Raw genomic sequence first — 23,217 nt, forward strand, 5'->3', positions numbered from 1 at the left:
GCCCGTGACTCCCAAGAAAGGTGCTCCCATGACATCGGCTCACACCTGGCGCTTCGAGCTCTACCATCAGGTCAACCGCGGCGACCCCAACGCGGGGAACGACGTCCACGTCGGCTCGGACGGGAAGCGCTACGGCATGGGGCGCGAGGACTACCGGCCCTTCGTCGAACGGTGCGAGCTCATCCCGCCCGAGGGCTTCGAGCCACTGTCCGCCGAGCTCGGCTTCCTCCCGTACTTCGGCGAGCAGAAGCCCGCGACGACGCTGGGCGCATACTTCAAGGCGCAGTCCATTCGCGGGAGCACGCTCCAGAAGCTGCTGCCCAGAGACCTCGAGGGGCTGCTCCGCACCCCCAAAGACGACCGGCAGTACTTCTCCACACGCGTCGAGCCGACGTCACAGGCCAGGCGCCTCGTCGTCATCTGGAACCCCGAGGGACAGTGGTACGTCGATGAGGTCTTCTACCGCATCGAGGGCCTCGGCGGCTGGCAGCGGGGGGCGTGCGCCGACGTGGTCGAAGGCACGTTCAGCGATTTCCTCCAATACTCGCCGCTGCTCGCGCCGCGGCTGAGCGAAGGTTTCTCGCAGTTGGAGCATCCGGAGCGGCGCCAGCAGCGGTTCTCCAAGGACGCGCTCGTGCTCAGGCTTCAGAAGACGCCCGGCATGCCCAACACGCGGAGCTTCTGGCTCGAGGTCTTCGCGGATGGCCGCTTCAAGCGCAACGGCCCGCTCCTCTCCGAGGTGAACGCGGACGACGCCCATCGGCTCACGACGCTGCTCATCGCGGCGAGCCGACTGAGCGAACTCAAGGAGGGCCGAAGCGCACCGCCTCCCCCCGCACATGACGGGCAGGAGACGACGCTCGAGTTCACCGTGAACGGCCGACGCACGCGCCTGACGTTGGGCAACGACACCCCGCCCTTCATGCTCCGCTTCATGAAGCAGGTGGCCACCGCCTACGGCCTCGAACTGTGAGCGCGCGGCCCCCGGGCGCCCCACGGCTGGAGGAACACCTCCGTCTCCTCCAGAATCCGCGGCAGTGACGCGGTGAGCTCGTGGCCGTCCTCCACCTCCACCAGCCGGACGTGGCGCTTGCCCTCCGCCCACTGGCGCGAGTTGCGGACGTCACAGGTGTCATCCTGGCGGCCGTGGATGATGAGCGTCGGCACGCGCACGTCGGGCCAGCCCTCCGTGCGGGCATCCACGGCCTCCGCGTCCGCGATGAAGCCCGAATGGATGCGCGCCTTCTGCTGCGTGACGAAGTCGTCCGTCTCAATCCAGCCAGACGTCTGCCAATGCCGCCACGCCGCGTCCCCCATCCTCCGGCGCAGCTGCGGGACGAAGCGGAAGGCGGGCGCCAGCAGCACCAGCGCACACACGCGGGCGTCCTGCTCCGCCACCCGGGCCGCCGTGAGACCTCCCAGGCTGGAGCCGATGAGCACCACGCGCTCCTCGGGCCCGCCCATGGCGGCCAGCACCGTGTCCAGCATGGCGCTCAGGCGGAGCTGCTCCAGGGAGGGGACGCGGAGGTTCAGCCGCTCCACCGGGATGCCCTGGTCCGCGTAGTGCCGGGCCACGGCCACACCCTTCTTCGAATCCGGACCCGAGGCGAAGCCGTGCAGGTACAGCCAACGAGGACCCACGGCGGAGGAAGCTGTCGTCGAAGCGCTCATGACGGGCCCACTCTAACGGGCGCGCGCGGCGCTGGCTTCAGATGCGCAACACCGGCCCGGCAATCACCGACTGCATGAGCTTGGCGCATTGGTTGAGCGCGCTGGACGTCAGCTTCACGTCGCAGAACTGGAAGCCCGTGGAGACGGACACGCCCCAGCGGTCGCTGAACCAGCCGTCCACGCCCACCCGGAAGGCCATGCTCGTGGTGTCGATGTTCGTCCGCAGCCACGTGCCCACGTCGTCCGGCGTGAAGGTGCTCCCCCAGCTCTTCGACAGCCGCGCGCCCACCCACGGGGTGATGGGCTTGTCCTGGAAGAAGCGCAGCCGCGCCTCGATGCCCACCGCCCGGTAGTCGAGCTGCGCGCGCTCCAACTGTCCCGACCGCATCGCGTCCGGGAACTGCTGGCCCCACGTCTCGGAGATCTCCGCCAGCAAACCCACCGACAGCCCAGGTGGGGTCTCCAGGCCCAGGTAGCCGTGCAGCGCCGGGCCCCTCGTGCGGAAGTCGCTCAGATGGTCCAGGGTGATGCCGGCGCCCAGCGATGCATAGCCATTCCAGCCTGCCGCCACCGCGTCCGTTCCCACACACAGCACGCCCACCACCGCCACCCACATCGACTGCTTTCTCATGCGTTGCAGTCTATGCCTGGAGGTCGCCGTGGGGGACTCCGAGTGCCGCCCCTCGGACAGTTCAGCTACTTCCGCCCTGTCGGAGGGAGGGCGGGGAGGGGACCTGCATGCGCTTTCAGACGGCAAGTCCGGCGGTTAGGGTGGTGCTCCATGTCCAGCACCTTCGACGCCGCCGCCTCCGCCGTTCGTGACGCGCTCTCCAGTGCGGGCCGGGGCCTGGTTGAACGCGAGGCGATGGTGGAGCTCGTCGCGCTCTCCGCCGTGGCGGGGGAGCACCTGCTCGTCATCGGTCCGCCGGGCACCGCGAAGAGCGAGGCCGTGCGGCGCACCGCTCGCGTCCTGGGCGGCTCCTACTTCGAGTACCTCCTGGGCCGCTTCACCGAGCCCTCCGAGCTCTTCGGCCCCGTGGACCTGCGCAAGCTGCGCGAGGGACTCGTCGAGACGGAGACCCAGGGCATGCTGCCCGAGGCCGAGGTCGCCTTCCTCGACGAGGTGTTCCTCGGCTCCACCGCCATCCTGAACACGCTGCTGGGCCTGCTCAACGAGCGCACCTTCCGGCGCGGCCACACCCGCATGCGCTGCCCCCTGCGCGTCTGCGTGGGCGCCGCCAATGCCTTGCCGGAGGACGAGTCGCTGGCCGCCTTCGCGGACCGGTTCCTCGCGCGCATCTTCGTCGAGCCCGTGCCGGACCCGCGGCTGGAGGAGCTGCTCGCGGGCGGCGCTTCGCTGTGGGGGGACGCGGACGCGCACGTCACCTCGCTGGAGTCCCTGGACGTCGTCGCCCAGGCCGCGCGTGAGGCGGACCTCTCCGGGGTGCGCCCCCACCTGGCCCATGCGCTGCGCACGCTGCGCGCCGCGGGCGTGGCCCTGTCCGACCGCCGCGCGGTGAAGGTGCAGAAGCTCATCGCCGCCGCCGCGGCGCTCGCGGGCCGGCGCACGCCGGGGACCGCGGACCTGTGGCCGCTCGTGTATGCCGTGCCGACGAAGGAGGCCCAGGCGCTCGCGCGGGACGTGCTGCGGGACGTGCTCGCCGGGACGGAGAACCCGGCCCTGTCGGCGGCGGCGCTGGAGGCCAGCGCGGGTCCCCTGGCGCGGGCGCGGCGCATCGCCTCCGCGGGGCAGGCGCTGCTGGCGGAGCGGCCCGTGGAGGGCCATGGCGAGGCGCTCGCCGCGTGGCGGCTCAAGCTGGAGGGCGTGGCGCGGGAGATGGACGCGGGCTTCGCTCCCGAGTCGCTTCCAGAGGACTTGAAGGTGCTGCGCGCGGAGGTGGCGGGGGTGCTCGCCGCCGGTGCTTCAGGGCCCGTGTCGTCCGAGACGGAGGTGGCGGTGTGAGCGCCCTGGAGCCGCGCGGCGAAGACGCCGCGCGCCTGCCGGTGCGGTGGCGTGCTCGCGCCGCGCCGCTGGAGCCGCTCGCGGTCGTGGGAGAAGGGCTCGTGGCGGTGGCGCTCGCGCGCCGGGTGCTCGCGGAGGACGACGCACGCCTCGCCACCTGGGAAGGCGTCGCGGGGCCGGGCCTCCTCGTACTCCTCGGGGCCTCGGCGTCGCTGCCGTGGGTCGACGGCGCCGTGTACCTGGGGCGGGATGACGCGGCGCCCTCGCTGTTGCTTCCCTGTGCGCTGGCGCCAGCCGTGGCGGCGCCGCTGCTGGAGCGTGCGCTCGTGGCGCATGCGCGCGGGGGCGGAGCGAAGTGGGCGGTGCTGCCCGCGTCCATGTGCCTTGTCAGCATGGAGGCGGCGCGGCCCGTGTCCCGTGTCACACTTCAGGCCTGGCTGGACACGGCGACGACGGGGCACACGCCGTGAGCGAGCTGCCCCATGCGCTGCGCCCCTGGGCGTCAATCCTCGCGACGTTCCCGTTGGACGTGGCGCTGAACCTGGGCCCACTGGTCGCCCGGTTGTCCGCGGCGCTGGGGCCGCTCCGGGCGCCCTCGGAGCTGATGGGCGGCGAGCCCCACGGGTATGACGGCCTGTCGCGGAGAGGCTCCTTCGACCGGCTGCTGGTGAGTGAGTGGCTGTGGGCCCTGGAGGCCCCCGACGAGCTGGTGCGCCGCGCCGCCTTCGGAGAGCTGTCCTATCTCAAGCCCTCGTTCCGCCAGCCCCGGCGTGCGCGGCGCACGGTGGTGTTGCTCGACGCGGGACCGGACCAGCTCGGCGCTCCGCGCATCGCGCACCTCGCGTTGCTCATCGTCATGGCGCGCAGGGCGGAGGCCGCGGGGGCCACGTTCGCGTGGGGTGTGCTTCAGGCAGACCCGAAGCGTGGCGGGTTCACGGAGGTGACGCCCGCCACGCTGGGCGCCTGGTTGAGCGCGCGTGACACCGCGCCGCCCTCGGCTGAGCGGCTCGCGGCCTGGCGCGAAGGACTCGAGCTCGACGGGCGGACGGCGGACGTCTGGCTCGTGGGGGCTGCCCGCCTGTCCCGGATCGAGGGGGCGGAGGCGCTCTCGCGCATCGAGGTCTCCGAAGTCCTGGCGCCCGAGGTGCGCCAGCTCGCGGTGGAGGTGCGTCCCGCCGCGCGCGCGCCGCGCTCCGTACTGCTCGACCTGCCGTCGCCGGAGGACAGCGTGCGCCTGTTGAGGGACCCGTTCCGCGCGCGCGTCGCCGCGCCCGTGAGGACCGTCCAGCACGCGCGGGTGTCGGGGTTCTCCTTCTCCTCGGATGGCCGCCGGCTGATGCTCTTCCATGAAGGGGGCGGCGTCGGCGCCATGGCGCTGCCCAACTCCCCTCGCGCCACTATCGCGCGGCCCCAGCGGATGAATCCTCGGAGTGATGAGACCTTCCTGGGCGCGGGGTGGCGGCGCCAGGGAGGGCTGCTCGTGCTGACGCGGAAGGGGGGCGCCTATGCCTTCCGGGGACGGCTGCAACATCAGGCCAGGAGCCACGGGCGCGGGCCCGCGGCGCTTCCCTGGACGCTGCGCGATACGCAGGCGCACCCACCTGTTCCCGCGCTGGGACAGCCACCCGGCCGGCTGACGACCTATCTTGATGCCTCCCAGCGGGAATGCGTGCTCCTGTCCGGCCTGGACGACACGCTCTATTGCTTCGAGGAGGACTCCGACTCTCGCCTCGTGGACTCCACCCAGGTGGCACGGCGGGTCATCGCCGCCGCGCACGTGAAGGGCGCCAGCATCGTCGTGACGCGTGACGGAGCGGAAGGGGCTGGGAGCGGCGTGCGGCTGGGCATCGTGAGCGCGAAGGAGGTGCGCCAGGTGCCACTGGAGGACTCGAGGGGCGGCACTGTCTGGTTCGGCGCGTCACCTCACCCAGGCCATCCGGATGCTGGGTTGCTCGCGGTGAACAAGAGCCCCGGCGTGTGGCGCTTGCATCACCAGAGCACGGAGCCCTTCGTGACGCTGCGTCCGGGCTTCCGCGCCGTGGGCGTCGGAACCTGTCAGCAGGCGCGAGGGGAGGCCGGGTTGTTGGCGCTCGACCCGGACCTGCGGACCTTCTGGAGCGTGGGGCCGCGGCACCAATCCAAGTTGACGGTGGCGGCCGCCAACGTGGTCCACGCGGAGGCCAGCCATGCGGTGCCCGTGCTCGCGTGGCTGACGGCGGAGGGCGAGCTGGTGCTGTACCACCTGGAGCAAGGCGCGGTGCTGTGTCGTCTCCAGACAGGAGGCGAGGGATGAGCGCGGCGCGTGCAGGGCTGCGGCCCCGGCAGCAGGTGCACCGGGGCACGGTCCGGGCCTCGGCTTTCTGGCTCGACCCGGCCCTGCTCGGTGAGGCGGAGGCGCGCCGCCGGATTCTGGCGGTGTGGGCGCCCGGCCTGTCCGTTCACGCCGTGGCGGGTGGATATCTTGTGGAGTTGTCCGCGCCACGCGCGGTGGCGTGTGAAGCCGCGCCGGGGTTGCCGCTCACGCGCGAGGACGGCCTCCTCTCCTCGGCGCCCTTGTCTCCTTCGGAGCGCCGACACCCGAGCCTCCAGGAAGGCGCGGTGGTGCTGGTGCTCGGCGGACGGGCCCAGGTGTTCTCCGCCGGCGCGATGCCGCGGGTGGAGGTGTCCGCCTGGCTCGATGTATCCGAATGGGAGCTCCGATCCCCGCGAACGCTGGGCGCGCCGCCGCCCCCCGTGCCGGTGCTGGAGCCCGTGCCGCCGCCGTCTCGCGAGCGCTTCGGTCCCGGCGTGCCCGAGCCGTCAGTAGAAGCCCGGGAGCTGCTCGCGCGGATGGAGGGGCGCCGCGCTCCCGCCGCCGCTGAGGCGCGCCGTCCGGGATGGTGGGCGCGGCTGCGTGAGAAGCTCTTCCCCGACGGGACGGCGGCACGTGGCGCCGGTGGTGACGCGCTCGTTCGCCAGGGATGGCTGGCGCGGCTGCGCGCGAAGTTCTCCCATCAGGGCGCGTCAGCGCGCGGAGGTGGCGAGTCCGGCCGTGGCCGGCCAGGATGGCTGGCGCGGCTCGGAGCGGCGTTCTCTGGGGCTGGGCCTCGCGGGCCGCGGCAGGGGCCCCCTTCGTCCGGATGGGGGGCGCGACTGGCCTCGATGTTCCGGGGGCCTCCGCGTGAAGCGTCACCACCGCGCACGCCCGCGCTCCCCCCGGGCCCGCGTCCCTGGAGCAGGCTGTCCGACTGGATGATGAACAACACCCTGCTCGGCGAGTGGGCGCGGCAGCGGAAGGCGGAGTACGTGCGCCGCCTCGTCGGCATGTTCGAGGAGGGCGACCTCGACGAGGCCCTGCGGCACGCCATCCCCCTGGGCAAGGAGCTGAGTGAAGACGCGCGCGAGGCCTTGGGCCTGCCGAGCCCGCGTGAGCACCTCACCCTCCAGACGGAGGCGCGGGGGGCCGCGGGGTCCGTGTTCGCGGGCGGGGCCGGGCTCTACTCGGCGCTCCAGCAGCGCTACCGCGACGCCTTCCGCCGCTTCGAGCGCGAGGGACGCATCGACGAGGCCGCGTTCGTCCTGGCGGAGCTGCTCGGCGCCGTCGAGGAGGCCGTGTCCTTCCTGGAGCGGCATGGCCGCCTCAAGCTGGCGGCGGAGCTGGCCGAGGGGCGCAAGCTGGCTCCAGGGCTCGTGGTGCGCCAGTGGTTCCTGGCCCGAGACGTGGCGCGCGCCGTCGCCATCGCCCGGCGCAGCGGCGCCTTCGGGGACGCGGTGGCGCGGCTGGAGCGTTCGAATCCACCAGAGGCGCGTGCGCTCCGGCTGCTGTGGGCGGAGACGCTCGCCGAGGCCGGCGACTTCGCGCGCGCCGTGCAGGTGGTGTGGCCGGTGGCGGAGAATCGTGCCCCGGCGCGCGAGTGGCTGGAGCGAGGCGTGGCGAGCGGCGGCGCGACGGGCGCGCGGCTGCTGGCGATGTGGGCCACGGCGTTCGCGGATGGGCTGACGGCGGCGGGTGCGCGGGTGCGCGAGCTGCTCGACGACGACACGCCGGGCCGCGCGTCCGAGCGCTTCGTCTTTGGGCTGGCGCTCGTGGAAGAGCCTCCCTCCGCCAACCGCACCGCGCTGGTGGTTCCCACGCTGCGCGCGTTGCTTCGGGACCGGGCGGCGGGCAATGCCCGCTTCACCTCGGACCTGAGCCTCATCAAGCGCTTGCTGGGCGACGCGCCCGACGGCACCCTGCGCGCGGACCTGCCGGCGTTGGCGGACTGTCTCCACCCCGCGTGGCGCGATACCCATTCACGGCCGCGCATCGACGCCACCGTGCGGGCCTCCGAGGCGGGGACCTTCACGCTGCATGACGCGGTGGTGCTGCCAGACGGGCGGCTGCTGTACGCGCTGGGCGAGGCGGGGGCGCGCCTGGTTCGCGCCGATGGCCGGACGGTGGCGCACTTCGACGTGCCGGCCTTCCACCTGGTGCCTTCCATTCATGGTGACCGGGTCCTGGCGCTCGCGCGGCGGGGCGAGGTCTGGCGCCTGTCCCGGCTGGACCTGGTGACGCGCAGGTGCAGCCCCTGGCGTGACATGACGTTGACGGCCTGGTCCCCCAGCTACGACGGCAATGTCTGGTTCGTGGCCTCTGGCACCACGGTGATGATGCTGGATGCGCTCGCCGCTGACTGCCGCGCGCTCTGGCGGGTTCCGGACCTCGCCAGGGAGGTGTCTGCCATTGCAGCGGATGCCACGCACCTGAGCTTCATTGTCGGCAACCAGGAGCGGTGGGCGTATACGCTCGCGGACGGGCCCACGCTGCGCGAGCGGTCGGAGCTGCCTCCAGAGGTGTCGGGTCCGAACTGCGTGCTCGTCAGCGAGTCCGTGGTGCCGGATGGCGAGGTCATCGTGCTGGGCACGGAGGTGCCCTCTCCCCCCGAGGCGCTGACAGGCAAAGTGAACCCGGTGGCCTTCGCTCCGGCGTGGTTGCCGCCCGTGGCGCTTCGCAACCGGGTCCCGAAGACGCACGACAGCGAGCCGCTCAAGGCCATCTTCATCTCTCAAGAGTGGTGGCTGGAGTTGCTGGCTTTGAGCAAGGAGTGGCAGCTTCAATTGACAGACAGGCGGGGGTTCCTCCGCGCAGTGTTGGCCTTCGAAGGGAAGGACCGGCCAAGGGTGAGGCTCACCGACAGCGTGTTGCTGGTGTTCGGCGAGGGGGGCGGGGGTGTATGGTTGGATTTGGAGAGCGGTGAGGTCCGGCACCTGCCAGTGCCTTGAGCCGTCAGGCGCCGTATCGCAGGTTCGGTGACAGGGTGACGTCGCGGACGGTGAGCCGTCGCTGTGCGTCATCCACCTCCAGCTCCACCTGCACGCCCTCCACCGTCACCAGCAGCGAGGGCGGCGTCCCAGGGAGCGCCATCAGCCAGGTGGAGGCCAGGGGCAGCTCCGTGCCCACCAGCTCCGCGGCGCGCAGCAGGTGCAGGCGCACCGCGTGGCTCAGGGCGCCCGGCAGGGTGCGCAGCGGCAGGGACACGTCCTCGGGCAGGTGCAGTGCGTAGGGCTCGGCGGAGTCCCGGGCGGGGAGCTGGGGGAGCCCGCGAAGCTGGGCGCGCAGGGCCCCGTCCACGGCCTCGGGCGCGTGCGGCTTGCGCAGGTAGCCCACCACGCCGTCCAGCGGGGGCTCCTGGCCGCTCAGCGCGCTGGAGAACATCAGCACGCCCAGGTGGCGCAGCCGCGCGTTGGTCCGGAGCTGTCCGTAGAGCTCCCACCCGTCCATCCGCGGCATCACCAGGTCCAGGAGGATGAGGTCCGGGTGGCTCGCCCGGGGGTGTGTGCACAGCCAGTCCAGGGCTTCCTGGCCATCCGCCGCGTGGGAGACCTTCACCCCTTCCGCGTGAGCAACCACTGTCAGCCGCTCGCGCCAGGCGTGGTCATCCTCGACGAGAAGCAGATGCTGGAGCGGTCGGGCCATGGTGGACGAGGCGAGGAGTCTCAAATACCCCGGACCCGAGGGCCGCGCCAGGGGCCCGCGCACGCCTCGTCTGGTGGCCGACATCCTGGGCCTCCCGCTGGGTTTTCCTGATGGAGGCGGGGGAATGAAACAGGTTTTCAATTTGGAAACGTCCAGGTCCCCTTGGCTGTTTGAGTTGAAGCGTGGACGCCTCCGCGCCCTGTGTCTGCTGTTGCCCGCTTGTGCGCTCTTCCAGCGTCCGTATCGCCCACTGCACGCGTCTCCAGAGGGGGCGGCGCGGGTGGAGTTCCCGCTCGACCTCCCGGCGGAGACGCGGACGACGTTGACAGGGGCGCTGGTGACGGCCATGCAGCTCGCGCTCGACGACTTCCTGCCTTTGGACGAAGTGATTGCGTCCCCAGGTCCCGAAGGTGTGACCTTCGTCCGTGTGACACTGCGTCCGGATGTCTGTGAAAAGCAGAACATCATCATGGACATGGAAGCGACCTACGCCATCGACATCGAAGGGCGGCGCATCCTCGCGCGGCAGCGGTAAGCCCGGCCCGGACGGCGTCTCCACCGCCTTGGCTGTCTGGCACTCCACAGCGAAGTGAGGGGTGGTCCCCTCATGGGGCTGGAAGCCGACGTCAAACATGCACTCCGGGTACAGCTTGTCGTCATCGCCATGGCTCGTCAGTCTGAAACAACCATGGCCCTTCGACTTCAGCTCGCTCCCAGGGCACTCCGGACCCTGGCGGGATGTTCGACCCCGGTGCGAGAGCAGCTCCAGTGTGAGCTGGGCGCGCTCGTCGCGGGCCTTCCGCTCGACGGGCCCTTGAGGTCGGACCAGGGTGGGTTGGTGGTGCTCGACTCGGGTTTTCGCGTCCGCTACCAGCTCGACCTGGGGCGCGGCTTGTTACGGCTGACACACGTGGCAGCGCCCTCCTTGCCGCGGCCCTGGCCCGACGTGCCACCCGTCGACCCATAGCGGGCGTGCACGTCAAGCCTCGCGCGGGTCGTTCCGCGGCAGGCGGACCACGGCGCAGGTGCCGCCGCCCTCGCGGGCAGCCAGGTGGATGCTGCCGCCGTGGCGGGTGATGATTTCACGGCTCAAATACAATCCCAAACCCAGGCCCTCCACGCGGCTGATGGTGGACAGCGTGCCGCCGCGAAGGGCCCGGCTGAAGAGCTCCTCGCCCCCGCGCGGCCCCAGGCCCACGCCCCGGTCCTTCACCTCCAGCAGCACGTCACCGTCCTCCCGCCGGAGCACCACCTCCACCGGTCCGCCCTCCGGGCTGTAGCGGATGGCGTTGTCCACCAGGTTGTAGACGACCTGCTCCAGCCGGGGTTCGTCCCACCAGCCGTCCACGCGCTCCAGCTTCAGTGTCAGTTGATGCTGGGGCGCGGACGCCGCGCGCCGCTGCGCCACCCGCCGCACCAGCGTGGACAGCTCCAGGGGCACCTGCTCCAGTGACAGCCGGCCGCTGGCCAGCTCGGACACATCCAGCAGTTGATTGACCAGCCGCGCCAGCCGGTCCACCTGCCGGTCCATGAGGACCAGGTCCTGCTGCCGCACGGTGTGCGGACGCAGCCGCTGCAAGCGCAGCTTGAGGGTGGCCAGGGGCGTCTTCAGCTCATGGCTGGCGATGGAGAAGAAGGCCGCCTTGGCCTGGCTGACGCGCTCCACCTCCTCCAGGTGCCGCTGGAGCCGGGCCGCCATCTCGTCGAAGGCCAGTCCCAGCTTCTCCACCTCGATGGCGCCAGAGCGGTGGAGCGTCCCGAAGGCGCGCACGTCGCGCGCGCCCGCGGCCATGCGGCCCGCGGCCTGGGACACGGCCTCCACCGGCCGGGAGAGCATGCGCGTCAGCAGACGGGTGACGGGGATGGCCAGCACCAGCGCCAGCGCCAGGGTGGCCAGCAGCGCGCGGTAGCTGCCGACGACGCCGAAGTCCATGAAGTTCATCGGATGCTCCACCACGACGCGCCAACCCGGTTGGAGCAGCGTCGCGCTGGTCAGGTGCCGCGTCCCCTGGGTCCGCCGCGGCCTGGGGGCCTGGGGCTCCGTGTCATAGGTGCGGGTGCCCGTGGCGGGCAGCTTCGACAGCATCTCCCCCCACGCGGTGCCCTTCAGGGACCGGGGCTTCGGCCCGGGCGTGGCGCCGGTGTCGAAGGCCACGTTGCCGTCCGGGTCCACCAGCAGCGCGCGCTGGCCCGGCGCCAGCCGCTCCTGCGCCACCGCTCGCATCCGAAGCAGGTTGATGGCCACCAACGTGAAGCCTTCGAAGCGTTGCTGCCGGAGCAACGGCGCGACCGCGACCACGACGGGGCCCGACACCGCGGCGCGGCCCTCGAACACGCCGCTCACCACGGGCGCGCGCGTGCCGCGGACCTCCTGGAAGTAGGCGCGGTCCGCGAAGTTGGCGCCCGCCAGCGGTTGGGCCGCCACGCCCAGCGGCGGCCAGATGGCCACCAGGTTGCCGTCGCGGTCCCCGACGCCGCAGTTGAGCGCGAACGCGGAGTGATACACCCAGTCCCGCAGCAGCTCCTCCAACTGCGGCTGGGATGGACGCTCCCCTTCGCGCTCCCACTCGTCCATGATGACGCTCGCCAGCAAGGCGGTCTGGGATTGGGCGGAGGCCAGCTCCGCGTCCACCGTCTCCGCCAACAGGTGCGCGGTGGAGAGGCCCTGGTCATCCATCCGCCGCAGCTCGGCGGCATAGCGGGCCCGGCCCTCCAGCGTCCCCACCAGCATCAGCGGCAGCATCAGCGCCAGCAGCAGCGCCGAGCCCACCGCCGATGACAGGGGGAAGGTGCGCAGCCCGGGCGGCAGCAGGGGCCAGAGCCGCGCGCGCGCCGCGGGCGTCATCAGCACCACCTGCGTCATCAGCGCCGGCACCAGGCTGTTGAGCGCCTGCTTGATGGCGATGGCGAGCGCGCTCGTCGCCGTGACGTCCACGCCCAGGTGGTAGCTGACGAAGAGGTAGGGGATGCCCGCCAGCCAGTAGAGCCCATCCGCCTGAAGGGGCCAGTAGCGCCGGGTGAGCGCGCCCAGGACGACGGCCTCCATCATCGCGCCCAGCATGGCCCAGGGGTGGCCCCAGAGCTGGACGGTGACGGACATGGCGATGCCGGCCGCCAACCCCGCGCACCAGGGTCCCAGCAGCGGGGCCGCGGGGATGATGACGAAGAAACCCAGGAGGATGTCGATGCCTGGGATGAGCTCCACGGGATGCCGGTTGAGCGCATGGCCCAACAATCCCACCCCCAGCGCCCAGGCAAACCGTGCGCGCCCGCTCATGTCGGAGGGACCCTAACAGCGCCACCCCCGGCGGCCTCCAGCGCTCTTTTCAAGGAGTGTCCGTGACACGCACTCCGGACGTGCGAGGTGGCTGCGGGCTTTCGGACATTTTCCGCTGCCGGGCACTCGGCGCGCTTTGCCGTTGTCGCCGGCCGCGCTGACGCCTATCCACGAAGGCGTGCCCATCCACCTGGCCGAGTTCCTTCTGCAGCAGCGGGAAGCCATCATGTCCGCGTGGGAGGTGGAGGTGCGTCGCATCCCCGCGGCCCAGGCGCTGCCAAGGCTCGCGCTGCGGGATGGGCTGCCCCGGCTGCTGGAGGTCGTCGCCTCGCTGATGCGCCGCGGCTCGCCCGGCGGCGCGGAGGAGGGCCTGGAGGAGATTCCGGACCAGCACGCGATTGAGCGGCTGGGCGAGGGCTTCGCCCTGCGGCAGGTGGTGACGGAGTACCGGCTGCTTCGCGCGTGCGTGCTGCGCTTGTGGACGTCCCGGGAGAACGCCACCCACCACCCGGAGTCGGAGCTCGTCTTCCACGAGGCCATGGATGAAGCGGTGGCGGCCTCCGTCAGCCGCTACTCGCTGGCGCGCGAGCGCACGTTGCAGGCGCTGGACCGCATCAGCACCGCGGCCCTGGGCAGCACCGACGCCGCGAACCTGTTGCCGAGCCTCCTCCAGGTGCTGCGGGAGACGGTGGCAGTGGTGGACGTGGCGGCCGTCCTGCTGCTGGAGGACGGCGCCATGCGGGTGGAGAGCGTGGTGGGCACGGGGACGGGGATGGCCGTGGGCGACGTGGTGCCCATGGGGGAGGGCTTCACGGGCACCGTCGCGGCCACGCGCCAGCCGCTGCTGGTGCACGAGGCCCGCACGGACAGCCGGGTGAGCGAGCCGTCCTTGCGCGCGGCGGACCTGTCCGCGCTGTTCGGGGTGCCGTTGCTCCTGGGGACGCAGCTGATGGGCGTGGTGCTGATGGGCAGCCGCGCCTCCCGCGAGCTGGCGGAGGAGGACCAGTTCCTCTTCCGGGCCATGGCGGCGCGCACCACCGCGCTGCTGCTGCAGGCCCAGGCGCACAACCGCGAGCGCGAGGCGCGCGCCGTGGCGGAGGCGTCCCTGGAGCGCCTCCGGGAGAGTGAAGCGGGCCTGCGGCGGTGGGAGCAGGTCTTCAAGCGGCTGGGCGTGGGCGTGGCCGTGGTGGACGCGGCCGAGGAGCGGCTGCGCGAGGTGAACCCCGCCTTCGCGCGCATGCACGGCTATGCCCCGGAGGAGCTGGCCGGACGGCGGCTGGAGGACACCTACGCGCCAGAAGCGCGCGGCGTGTTGCCTCGGCACATCTCGGCGGCGGACTCCAAGCCGTCGCACGAATACGAGTCCCTGCACATCCGGAAGGATTGCACCCGCTTCCCCGCCTTCACCCATGTCACGGCCTTCAAGGATGAGGCCGGCCGCGTGCAGGAGCGGGTGGTCACCGTGGTGGACATCACCCAGCGCAGGGCCATGGAGATGGACCGGCAGCGACTGCTGGGCGCCATCGAGGCGGAGCGCGCGCGGCTGGCGTCGGTGCTGGACCAGATGCCCGCGGGCGTCTTCATCGCGGACGCGCCGTCCGGCCGGCTGGTGATGGCCAGCCGCCAGGTGGAGGTCATCACCGGCAGGCCCTTCCAGCCCTCCTCGTCGACGCAGTTCTACGTGGAGGACCATGGCGTCTCGCTGCGCCCGGACGGGCGGCCCTACGCCATGGAGGACCTGCCGCTGGTGCGCAGCCTGCGCCACGGCGAGGTGGTGCGGGGCGAGGAGATGCTCATCTCCCGCGCGGATGGCCAGTACGTCACGGTGCTGCTCTCCAGCGCGCCCATCCTGGACCGGGAGGGCACCATCGTCGCGGCGGTGGCCACCCTGGTGGATGTCTCAGAGCGGCGCCGCGCCCAGGAGGCCGCGCTGCAGGCGGCCCGCTTCGGCGAGCGGCTCATCGCCATTGTCAGCCATGACCTGCGCAACCCGCTCAATGCCATCCAGCTGTCCGCGACCCAATTGCTGCACAGCGAGGCGCTCCCAGAGCGCGAGCGCCGCCTGGTGACGCGCCTCGCCCGCTCCGGCGACCGGATGAAGCGCATGATTTCAGAGCTGCTCGACTTCACGCGCGGGCGGCTGGGGGGCGGCATTCCCATCCAACGCACGGCCAGTGATTTGCGGGCCGTGGTCCGGATGGGGATGGATGAATTGGAGGCGGCGTGGCCCGAGCGCAAGCTGGCGCTCCGGGTGGAGCCGGGCCGCTACGAAGGGGCGTGGGACGGAGACCGGCTGCTCCAGGTGGTCAGCAACCTGGGCGGCAACGCGCTCCAATACAGCCCCGCGGACGCCCCTGTGTCCTTCAGGCTGTCGGACAGTGGCGACGCCGTGGTGCTGGAGGTCCACAACCCCGGCGAGCCCATCTCCCCGGAGATGCTCCCCCGGCTCTTCGACCCCTTCCGGCGCGGCGCCATGGCCGGTGCCGGCGGCGCGGGCAGCAGCGGGCTGGGGCTGGGGCTCTACATCGTCGAGCAGGTGGTGAAGGGGCACGGCGGCCGTATCGAGGTGACCTCCACCGCCCAGGCGGGCACCACCTTCCGGGTGTCGCTGCCCCGCCTGCCGGCAAACTGACGCGCTCAGGTGGGGCTCACCACCCGCTCCAGGGTGGCGCGCAGCTCGAACAAGTCCACGGGCTTGGGCACCGTGGCTCGGATGCCTTCGGGCAGGGGTTGAGAGCTCCCCGCGCCGGAGACCACCACCACCGGCAGGGCGCTCAGCCGCGCGTCCTGGCGCACATGGCGCATCAGCTCCCAGCCGCTCATCACCGGCATCATCAGGTCCAGGAGGACGGCATTCGGCATGGGCGGGCGGCTCAGGCGCTCCCACGCCGACAGTCCGTTGCCCGCCGTCTCCACGGTGAAGCCCTCCAGGGTGAGGAACTCCTCCAACAGCTCCCGGCTGTCGGCATGGTCTTCCACGAGGAGGACGAGGTTGGGCGTGCACATGAGGCCGTAGACTTGTACTGAAGTCCAATGTCCGCCAGTGCCCCAGGGCAATGCGTCCGCCCGTGGACGCCCCAGATGTCCACCGCGACACGATGCGGGGCTTGGCAGTTAAGTCGGCTTTTACTGGTATATGTCTGATTTGACTCATGGGTGTCAGGCATGCATCGCTCCATGTCTGGATTATCAAGAGTCAAGGTGAGGTGTCGTCAATCACCCCGGTGGGAGCGCGCCTTCATACAGGCTGGTGAGAATATTTGCCTCCACATGCACTGGGAGTCCGTGGTATCCGGGTAAACGACTCGACATAAAAGAGTGGCCTCATTGAGAGGCATTTCCCCCTGCAGAGCAGGCGTGCTCCCGGCATGCCAGGAACCAGACATGACACGGAATCATGGCGTCTCGACGTGGACGGCGTTGTTTCTTCTGACGGGCTGTGAGGGCACCCTCCCCGAGGAGCGCTCGGCGGACATCAACATGGAGGCCCAGCGACAGGAGGCGAAGGAGACGGGGCTGGACCTGAGCGTGGTGGACCTGTCCGCCTCGTGCGCGGCGACGGCGCTGACGCTCTCCGCGGCCATCAAGAACGAGGCACTCACGGGCATCGGGGACTCCACCGCGGCGGTGTACGCGGGGACGCCGGGCGCTGGCGGCGTGCGGCTGGGCACCGTCAGCGTCCCCTGGCTGGTGGGTGGAGAGCGCTTCCCCTTCTCGCTGTCGTACACGGTGCCGGAGGGCACCACGAAGGTGGTGGTCGTCGCGGACGAGGACGGCACCTATCCGGAGGACGACGAGGACAACAACTTCGCCTCCATTGACTTCGAGGTCCCCTGTGCCACCAACCTGCAGCCGGTGGCCCAATGCCAGGACGTCACCGTCCCCGCGGACGCGGCCTGTCAGGGCAGCGCCAGCATCGACAACGGCTCGTTCGACCCGGATGGCTTCCCGGGGCCGTTCTCCGTGGAGCAGTCGCCCGCGGGCCCCTATGGGCTGGGCACCACGAGCGCGCAGCTCCAGGTCTCCGACGGCGCGGCCACCAGCACGTGCTCGGCGAACGTGACGGTCGTCGACGTCAGCGCCCCCACGCCGGGCGCCAACCGCGGCCTGGTGCTCCAGCCGGTCCTGGGTTCCGACTACGTGCTGGTGTCCCTGGCTGACTGCGCGATGCCGGCCGCCGACAACTGCGGCGGCGAGCTCGACCTGGACGCGTCGGCCAGCATCATCCGCGTCACCTCCGACGAGTCCAACGACGCGCTGTCCCTGCTCCGGCTGCTGGCGTGTGACGACATCAAGCTGACCCCGGACCGCAAGTCCGCGATGGTCCGCGCCGAGGCGGCCCTGCTGGGCAACGGCCGCGTCTACAACTTCACGTACGCGGTGCAGGACGCCTCCGGCAACAGCGCCATCGGCACCTGCAACGTGAAGGTCCCCGCGCTGCTGGCCAACCCCGCCATCGATTCGGGCGTGAAGTACTGCCAGGGCGACGACTGCCCCGCCGGTTCGCGTTTCCCCGGACTGCTCTGCTCGCTGCTGTAGTCGAAGCGCCGCCCCGTCCCACTGGAAGTGGGGCGGGGCCCCCGGTGGTGTTGCGTCTCAGCGCCAGGACAGCGCGTACTCCGCGTCGAGCAGGCCCAGCTCGCGCCCCTGCACCCCGAGGTCGCGCGCGCCCACGGCGTCCAGGGCGGCGTGCAGGACTCCCTCGTGGTACGCGGTGGGCATGAAGTCCCGCTTCATGACGAAGCGGCCGCTGCGAGGCCCCGTCCACACCATGCTCCGCTCGCCGTAGCTCACCGCCGCGAGGAACCCGGTGGGGAGCTGCCCGAGCAGCAGCCGGGGCTCGTCATAGGCGAGCATCAGCAGGGTGCGGCCCGCGATGGACTCCAGGAAGTCCTGCGCGGCCTTCTGGCCCAGGACACGATGGGCGGCGGCCAGGCCCCCGCAGTGTTCGGAGAGCAGGTCGGCGGCCTGGAAGGCCAGCGGCAGGAATTGGGTGATGGGGTAGCTGAAGAAGTCGATGTAGCGCTTCTCCGGCAGGCCCTGGCGGCAGCGCAGCTCCATGCTGGAGCCGCCCACGCGCCGCACCGTCTCCAGGACCCCCCGGAAGAACATGCCACGCGCGGTGTCCTCGGGGGTAGCGAGCGCGCAGCGCTGACGCAGCTCGCGCGAGGCCTCCGGCCCCAGGGGCTGAGGCGGCGCGGGGTCTCGCACCAGGTGCGAGGTCAATCTCAATTCCATTGCGGGGGGACTCCGGAAGAAAAGTGGGGCGCCGCCAGGCCGAAGCCAGACGTGCCGTGCTCCAGGGTGGATGCGGGCCCCCACAGGGGCGGCGAACGCCTTGGCCGCCCATGCCCAGACTCACGCGTCCAGCCGCGGGCCTCCGGTCCAGGAGGCTTCACAGACAGGTCGCGGAAGTGTGGCCTTGATGATGCACATTGCATGGAGTGCTTTCGCGAGGCAACCCTGGTCGTCGAATTCTTGTGAAGGGATTGGCTGCCCCTCCCTCAATGACAGACATGACGAGTAGGGCCGGACGGACCCGGTGCCGGACGGGCCACGCGGGCTGACGCCTGGACGTCTGCCGGATGTGTGGTTCCGGGTACGACACTTTTCGCGGAGGGTGCGGGGCAGGTGACTACCCTCTATATCGGTATTTCGCCTGAGGACGTGCTGGGTTATAAGTCGCAGGAAAACTCGTGACCGAGCGCGACCTGTTCCCGGGCAGGGCGTGAGCTTGGCCCGTACTCACAAGGTTGACGCAGTGAAGACCCACCTCGAAGGTCCTGCTCCTCCCCGCAAGCGGCCCCGCTCCCCGCCGCGAAACCCGGCGGCGCGCGCCCGGAAGTCGCGCGAGCAACTGGAGAGCCGGTTGGCGGAGAACGTGGGCGAGGCCGCGCGAGGCGCGCGGCTGCTCGCGGGGCTCACCCAGGCGGATGTCGCGGCGCGTGTGGGCATCGCCGCGGAAGTCTATGGGCGCATGGAGCGGGGGAAGATGATGCCCAGCGTGCCGACCCTGTTCCGCCTGTGTCTGGCGCTGCGGTTGTCGGCGGACGTCGGGCTGGGACTCGCCACGGCGGCCAGCGTTGGCGCCGCGCTCTGGGAGGGCGACTCCAGGCACAGGGACCAGCTCCCGGAGATGCGGAAGGTGCTCCGGACGCTGCGGCGCATGTCGCGCAGGCAGCTCAACCTGATGAACCAGGTCGCGGCCGCCCTCCTGCCGGAGCGGTGAGGGCGGACTCCGGACGGTGAGGCCTTGATTGTCCGGAGGTGGGTGCTTCCGTGCCGGGATGGGTTCCCGGCGCTACCTGGGGGGCAGGCCTGATGCGTCTTCGGGTGTCTGTGATTTCGTGAGGAGGCCTCGTGCGCGTGAGGCGTGGTGCGGCAACGCTTCGCTGTTCAGCCGGGGCGCCGTGCACCGAGGGGACTGTGGATGGCAGCAGCGGGGCCCCTGGTGGCGAGCAACGGCTGGGCACCAGGGAGCGCAGGCCTACTCAACGGGACGGCCGCCAACGGGCCCCTTACCTTACCGCTTGGGCGATGATATTCGGATTTCAATGTTCTGAAGAGGTGTCCTGCTGACATGCATTGGCGTGCCGCTCGTGAGCGCATGCGGGTCCGCGACGGCCAACATCCTGCCAGTGCCGAGCGAGGTCCACTCCGTATACAACTTGGAGTATCCAGCGTGTTACGCCGGGTCCGCGAAGTGGCGGCGCATCGGTCCGGATAGGCCCTATGCCGACTAGCCCCATGCTGCCGTTGCTAGAGGAAGTTACCGCTCGGCATTACCCGAACGCTCCATCCACTCCAGCGCAGCTTGAGGAGTTCGAGCAGCGCGTCGGCTGGCGCCTGGACGAAGACCTGCGCGCGTTCTATCTGCACTGCGATGGCGCAACGCTCTTTCGCCCATGGCCGAACCAGACGTTCTGGCTACTCCCGTTGCGAGAAGTTCGCCGCGCTCGCGTCGCCATGCGGTTCCGTGACGAGGACGCGATGGGCTCGCCGCACTGGTGGACCATCGCTGACCTGGGGGACGACGATTACTCCGTGCTCGACGCATCCCGGCCAGGCGACGCGTATCCTATTCTCGACGCCTACCACGAGACGTATCCACAGCAGGTCGTCCAGATTGCACCGTCATTCGGCGCGTGGCTGGAGCGCACGTTGCGCAGCAACAATCAGCTCTGGTGGCTCCCCGAGCCCGAAAACGACTAAGGGGCCCCAGAACGCACCGGGGCCTCTCGTTGGGTTGATGAAAAGGCTGGCGCCGCGCCCCGAGTTGACGCGGCCCGCGCAAGTCCACCCCAAGCCGCTTGTCACCCCGCCGTCTCCCTGGCCTCATGCGGGACAGGGTGCGCCGCGCCCCGCTTGGTGAGGGAATGACCCGCGGACTTGGGTGGTGGACAGGCAGGCCAGCAGCGCGCGCGGCGGTCGCCGTGGTGGCCCTGTTCATGTCCGCGGCTCGGGCGCACGCGCAGGACGCGGGGACGCCGGACGACGGGGGCGCCACCCAGGCCGAGCGGGAGCTGCGGCGCACCGACGCGGGCTGGGCCGTGGAGACGGACGCGCCCCTGTCGGAGGACGCGGGTGTGCCGGAGCCCGCGTTCACTCCGCCCGCGATGGTGCAGGGCTCGCCCGCGCCCTATCCTCCCGGGCTGGCGTCCGAGGGCGTCGCGGGAGTGGTGAAGCTGGAGCTGCTCATCGACGACGCGGGCGAGGTGGAGTCCGCCACGTTGGTGGAAGGGCTGCATCCCTTGCTGGACCGGGCGGCGCTGCACGCGGCGCCGTCGCTGCGCTTCGCCCCCGCCACCGTGGACGGCCTGCCGGTGGCCGTGCGCATCTTCTTCGAGTACCGCTTCGAGGCGCCCGCGCCGGTCAGCTCCGCGGGTGCCACGCCCGCGGCGCCCATCACCCTGAAGGGCCTGGTGCGCACCAAGGGCAACCGCCGGCCGCTGGTGGGGGCCACGCTGGTGTCGGACGCGCAGCCGGACGCGCCGGTGCAGACGGACGTGGACGGCCGCTTCGAGGCGCGCTGGCCCGCGGGCGTGCACCCGGTGCGCATCACCGCCCCCGGCCACAAGCCCGCCGTCTTCCGCGAGGGCCTGAAGGCGAACGAGGCGCTGGAGGTGGTGTACGGGCTGGAGCCGCTCATCATCAACCCGTACGAGACGGTGGTGCGGGGGGACCGCGAGCGCACGGAGGTGAGCCGCGTCACCCTGCATGACGCGGAGCTGCGCGAGGTGCCAGGCACCATGGGGGACCCCTTCCGCGTCGTCATGCTGCTGCCCGGCGTGGGCAGCATGGTGTCCGGCGTGGCCTACCCGGTGGTGCGCGGCAGCCAGCCCGCGGCCACGGGCTACTTCCTGGATGGCATCCGCGTCCCCATCCTCTTCCACCTGTTCCTGGGCCCGGCCGTCATCCACCCGGACTTCATCGACGCCATCGACTTCTATCCGGGCTCACCGCCGCCCCGGTATGGGCGGTTGATGGGGGGCGCCATCGACGGGCGTCTCAGCCGCCCGCGGGATGACGGCGTCCACGGCAGCGCCTACGCGGACCTCATCAACGCGGGCTTCTTCATCGAGACGCCGTTCAAGGACACGGGCACCAACGTCAGCCTGGCCGGCCGCTATTCCTATACACCCTGGCTCATCGCCCTGGCGGCCAACCAGCTCCAGGCGCCGCCCCCTCCCGGTCGGGAGAACCCCAAGGTGGTGCTCGACTTCTGGGATTACCAGGGCCGGGTGGAGCAGCGGCTGGGCGAGGGCACGCTGCGCCTGTTTGCCTTTGGCTCGTCCGACACCTTTGGCTCGGAGGCCCAGGACGAGTGGGGGGACACCGCGCTGCAGTCCATTGTCTTCCACCGGGTGGACCTGCGGCACCGGCACCCCGTGGGCCCCGGTGAGCTGGAGGTGGGCGGGACGTGGGGGCTGGACCGCTTCGCCATCGTCAGCCGCAGTCCGCCTGGCGACGCCACCGAAATCCATATCGACCAGGGGCACTGGTCCGCGCGCCTGGGCTACACCGCGACGCTGTCACCCAGCGCCACGCTGCGCGCCGGGGCGGACGTGGAGCACAAGCGCGCCATCGTCGAGCTGCTCCAGCAGGACGGCGGCCCCGACGTGGACATGGAGGTGGCGCCCGTGGCGCTGGGCACCTTCATGGGGGCGTGGACGGAGCTGGTGTGGCAGCCCCATGAGAAGTGGGCCGTGGTGCCCGGCCTGCGCGTGGACAGCTACCACCTGTCGCCGGGGATTGACCGGCGCGCGCTGGAGCCGCGCCTCACCGTGCGCCACAAGGTGTCGGAGGCGCTCACGCTCAAGGGCGGGGCGGGCCTCTTCCATCAGCCGCCCACCACCCTCATCAGCCTGCCCGTGGTGGACGTGGGGAGCCTGCTGCTGGGGCTCCAGCAAGGCGTGCAGCTCTCCGTCGGCGCGGAGTGGAAGGCGTGGCGCGGCCTGGAGGTGGGGTTGGACGTCTATCTCAACCCCATGCTGCGGACCCTCGAGCTGACGCCCTTCTCCGATGAGGGCCTGGGGGAGGACGAGCCGCCGGACACCCAGACGCCTCCAGGCGGCCTGCGCCGCGGCATGCAACTGGGGGATGACGGTGGCATCCCCGACCGCTCGGACTTCGACTTCCCGGACTTCCGCGGCAGCGGCATGGCCTACGGCCTGGAGTTCCTGCTGCGCCACCCGCTGGGCGACAACTGGTTTGGCTGGCTGTCGTATTCGCTTCAGCGCAGCACGCGCCGCACGCGCTTCTACCGCTACGACGCGGAGGGCCACCGGGTGGGCGAGGCGGAGGCGGACCTGCCCTTCGCCTTCGACCAGACGCACATCCTCAACCTGGTGCTCAGCTACAAGTTCGCCAACAACGTCACGCTGGGCGGGGTGCTGCACTTCAACACCGGGCGCCCTGAATACGGCACGTTGGGCACGCAGACGCACCGCCCGGGTGAAGACACCGCCGGCCGGCCAGCCTGGGTCAAGTCAGACAGAGATCGCGTGGATCGGCTGCCTGCCTTCCTCCGCTTCGACGTGCGGCTGTCCAAGTCGTGGGTCTACGACACCTTCAGCCTGGAGGCGTACCTGGACATGCTCAACGTCACGCTCCGTCGGGAGACGCTGGGCTTCGAGTACGAGGGTGGCAACGGCTTCCCGCTGCGCAAGGACGCGGTGGGGCTGCCCATCGCCCTGCCCATCCTGGGCGTGAAGGGGCGCTACTGAGCACGAGGACTGATGGATAGCGCACGCTTGGCGCCGCGACTCCGCCTTCACCTGGGCACGACGGCGCGCCGCGCGGTGTAATCCCGCGCCGCCAGTTGTTCCGGGGGCCGGTCCGCTCCTGGGGGCCCGGAGCGCATGGGCCGAG

The 23,217-nt window shown here is 71.1% G+C and carries 18 protein-coding genes; 12 read left to right on the forward strand and 6 right to left on the reverse strand.

Annotated elements, in window-relative coordinates; translation table 11 throughout:
• Nucleotides 1–28: 28 nt before the first annotated feature.
• Nucleotides 29–973, forward strand: coding sequence for a hypothetical protein (locus tag HV826_RS37305; protein ID WP_255217304.1), 945 nt, complete (start codon nt 29–31; stop codon nt 971–973).
• Here HV826_RS37305 and HV826_RS19815 read toward each other — a convergent pair.
• Entirely contained in the window at nt 955–1,671 is a 717-nt protein-coding gene (locus tag HV826_RS19815; protein WP_176418594.1) for a YqiA/YcfP family alpha/beta fold hydrolase, read from the reverse strand. The two genes, HV826_RS37305 and HV826_RS19815, sit on opposite strands and share 19 nt — an antisense overlap.
• A 37-nt stretch (nt 1,672–1,708) precedes the next feature.
• The gene (locus HV826_RS19820; protein ID WP_176409958.1) at nt 1,709–2,302 is read right to left on the reverse strand and encodes a hypothetical protein; all 594 of its coding nucleotides are present in this window, start codon (nt 2,300–2,302) and stop codon (nt 1,709–1,711) included.
• Between the two features lie 150 nt (nt 2,303–2,452).
• On the opposite strand from HV826_RS19820, the gene HV826_RS19825 reads away from it, so the two are divergent.
• From HV826_RS19825 to HV826_RS19840, 4 genes are read left to right on the forward strand one after another with little or no spacing between them, the layout of a single operon-like run.
• Nucleotides 2,453–3,634, forward strand: coding sequence for an AAA family ATPase (locus HV826_RS19825; RefSeq protein WP_176418595.1), 1,182 nt, complete (start codon nt 2,453–2,455; stop codon nt 3,632–3,634).
• Entirely contained in the window at nt 3,631–4,104 is a 474-nt protein-coding gene (locus HV826_RS19830) for a hypothetical protein (RefSeq protein WP_176418596.1), read from the forward strand. The genes HV826_RS19825 and HV826_RS19830 overlap by 4 nt, the downstream gene beginning before the upstream one ends.
• Nucleotides 4,101–5,927 (forward strand): hypothetical protein, encoded by a 1,827-nt coding sequence (locus HV826_RS19835; protein ID WP_176418597.1) that lies wholly within the window; start codon nt 4,101–4,103, stop codon nt 5,925–5,927. Before HV826_RS19830 ends, HV826_RS19835 begins: the two co-directional genes overlap by 4 nt.
• Nucleotides 5,924–8,875 (forward strand): bpX6 domain-containing protein, encoded by a 2,952-nt coding sequence (locus HV826_RS19840; RefSeq protein ID WP_176418598.1) that lies wholly within the window; start codon nt 5,924–5,926, stop codon nt 8,873–8,875. The genes HV826_RS19835 and HV826_RS19840 overlap by 4 nt, the downstream gene beginning before the upstream one ends.
• Nucleotides 8,876–8,879: 4 nt before the next feature.
• On the opposite strand, the gene HV826_RS19845 is transcribed toward HV826_RS19840, so the two are convergent.
• A complete protein-coding gene (locus HV826_RS19845) occupies nt 8,880–9,569 on the reverse strand; it encodes a response regulator transcription factor (protein WP_176418599.1) in 690 nt (229 codons plus the stop codon).
• On the opposite strand from HV826_RS19845, the gene HV826_RS19850 reads away from it, so the two are divergent.
• Nucleotides 9,568–10,104: a hypothetical protein gene (locus HV826_RS19850; protein ID WP_255217305.1), complete on the forward strand. Its 537-nt coding sequence runs from the start codon at nt 9,568–9,570 to the stop codon at nt 10,102–10,104. The genes HV826_RS19845 and HV826_RS19850 overlap by 2 nt on opposite strands.
• 153 nt (nt 10,105–10,257) lie before the next feature.
• Entirely contained in the window at nt 10,258–10,536 is a 279-nt protein-coding gene (locus tag HV826_RS19855) for a hypothetical protein (protein ID WP_255208389.1), read from the forward strand.
• 12 nt (nt 10,537–10,548) lie between these two features.
• Here HV826_RS19855 and HV826_RS19860 read toward each other — a convergent pair whose 3' ends face one another.
• Complete coding sequence (locus HV826_RS19860; RefSeq protein ID WP_176418601.1) at nt 10,549–12,846, reverse strand: sensor histidine kinase; 2,298 nt, start codon at nt 12,844–12,846, stop codon at nt 10,549–10,551.
• A gap of 226 nt (nt 12,847–13,072) precedes the next feature.
• On the opposite strand from HV826_RS19860, the gene HV826_RS19865 reads away from it, so the two are divergent.
• Nucleotides 13,073–15,478: an ATP-binding protein gene (locus tag HV826_RS19865; protein ID WP_217918694.1), complete on the forward strand. Its 2,406-nt coding sequence runs from the start codon at nt 13,073–13,075 to the stop codon at nt 15,476–15,478.
• 5 nt (nt 15,479–15,483) lie between these two features.
• Here HV826_RS19865 and HV826_RS19870 read toward each other — a convergent pair whose 3' ends face one another.
• On the reverse strand, nt 15,484–15,852 hold the full coding sequence (locus tag HV826_RS19870; protein WP_176418603.1) for a response regulator: 369 nt from the start codon (nt 15,850–15,852) through the stop codon (nt 15,484–15,486).
• Nucleotides 15,853–16,230: 378 nt separating this feature from the next.
• On the opposite strand from HV826_RS19870, the gene HV826_RS19875 reads away from it, so the two are divergent.
• Nucleotides 16,231–17,385 carry a CARDB domain-containing protein gene (locus HV826_RS19875; protein WP_176418604.1) on the forward strand — a complete coding sequence of 385 codons (1,155 nt, stop codon included), beginning with the start codon at nt 16,231–16,233 and terminating at the stop codon, nt 17,383–17,385.
• Between the two features lie 57 nt (nt 17,386–17,442).
• On the opposite strand, the gene HV826_RS19880 is transcribed toward HV826_RS19875, so the two are convergent.
• A complete protein-coding gene (locus HV826_RS19880; protein ID WP_176418605.1) occupies nt 17,443–18,168 on the reverse strand; it encodes a DUF2378 family protein in 726 nt (241 codons plus the stop codon).
• A 439-nt stretch (nt 18,169–18,607) separates the two neighbouring features.
• On the opposite strand from HV826_RS19880, the gene HV826_RS19885 reads away from it, so the two are divergent.
• The 3 genes from HV826_RS19885 to HV826_RS19895 all read left to right on the forward strand — a co-directional run bounded on the left by HV826_RS19885 (nt 18,608) and on the right by HV826_RS19895 (nt 23,072).
• On the forward strand, nt 18,608–19,075 hold the full coding sequence (locus HV826_RS19885) for a helix-turn-helix domain-containing protein (protein WP_368670955.1): 468 nt from the start codon (nt 18,608–18,610) through the stop codon (nt 19,073–19,075).
• A gap of 518 nt (nt 19,076–19,593) precedes the next feature.
• On the forward strand, nt 19,594–20,058 hold the full coding sequence (locus HV826_RS19890; RefSeq protein WP_255217306.1) for an SMI1/KNR4 family protein: 465 nt from the start codon (nt 19,594–19,596) through the stop codon (nt 20,056–20,058).
• Between the two features lie 236 nt (nt 20,059–20,294).
• Nucleotides 20,295–23,072, forward strand: a complete 2,778-nt coding sequence (locus HV826_RS19895; protein WP_176418627.1) for a TonB family protein — start codon at nt 20,295–20,297, stop codon at nt 23,070–23,072.
• Nucleotides 23,073–23,217 lie beyond the last annotated feature (145 nt).

Source organism: Myxococcus sp. AM010, from assembly GCF_013372585.1.
Taxonomy (GTDB): Bacteria; Myxococcota; Myxococcia; order Myxococcales; family Myxococcaceae; genus Myxococcus; species Myxococcus vastator.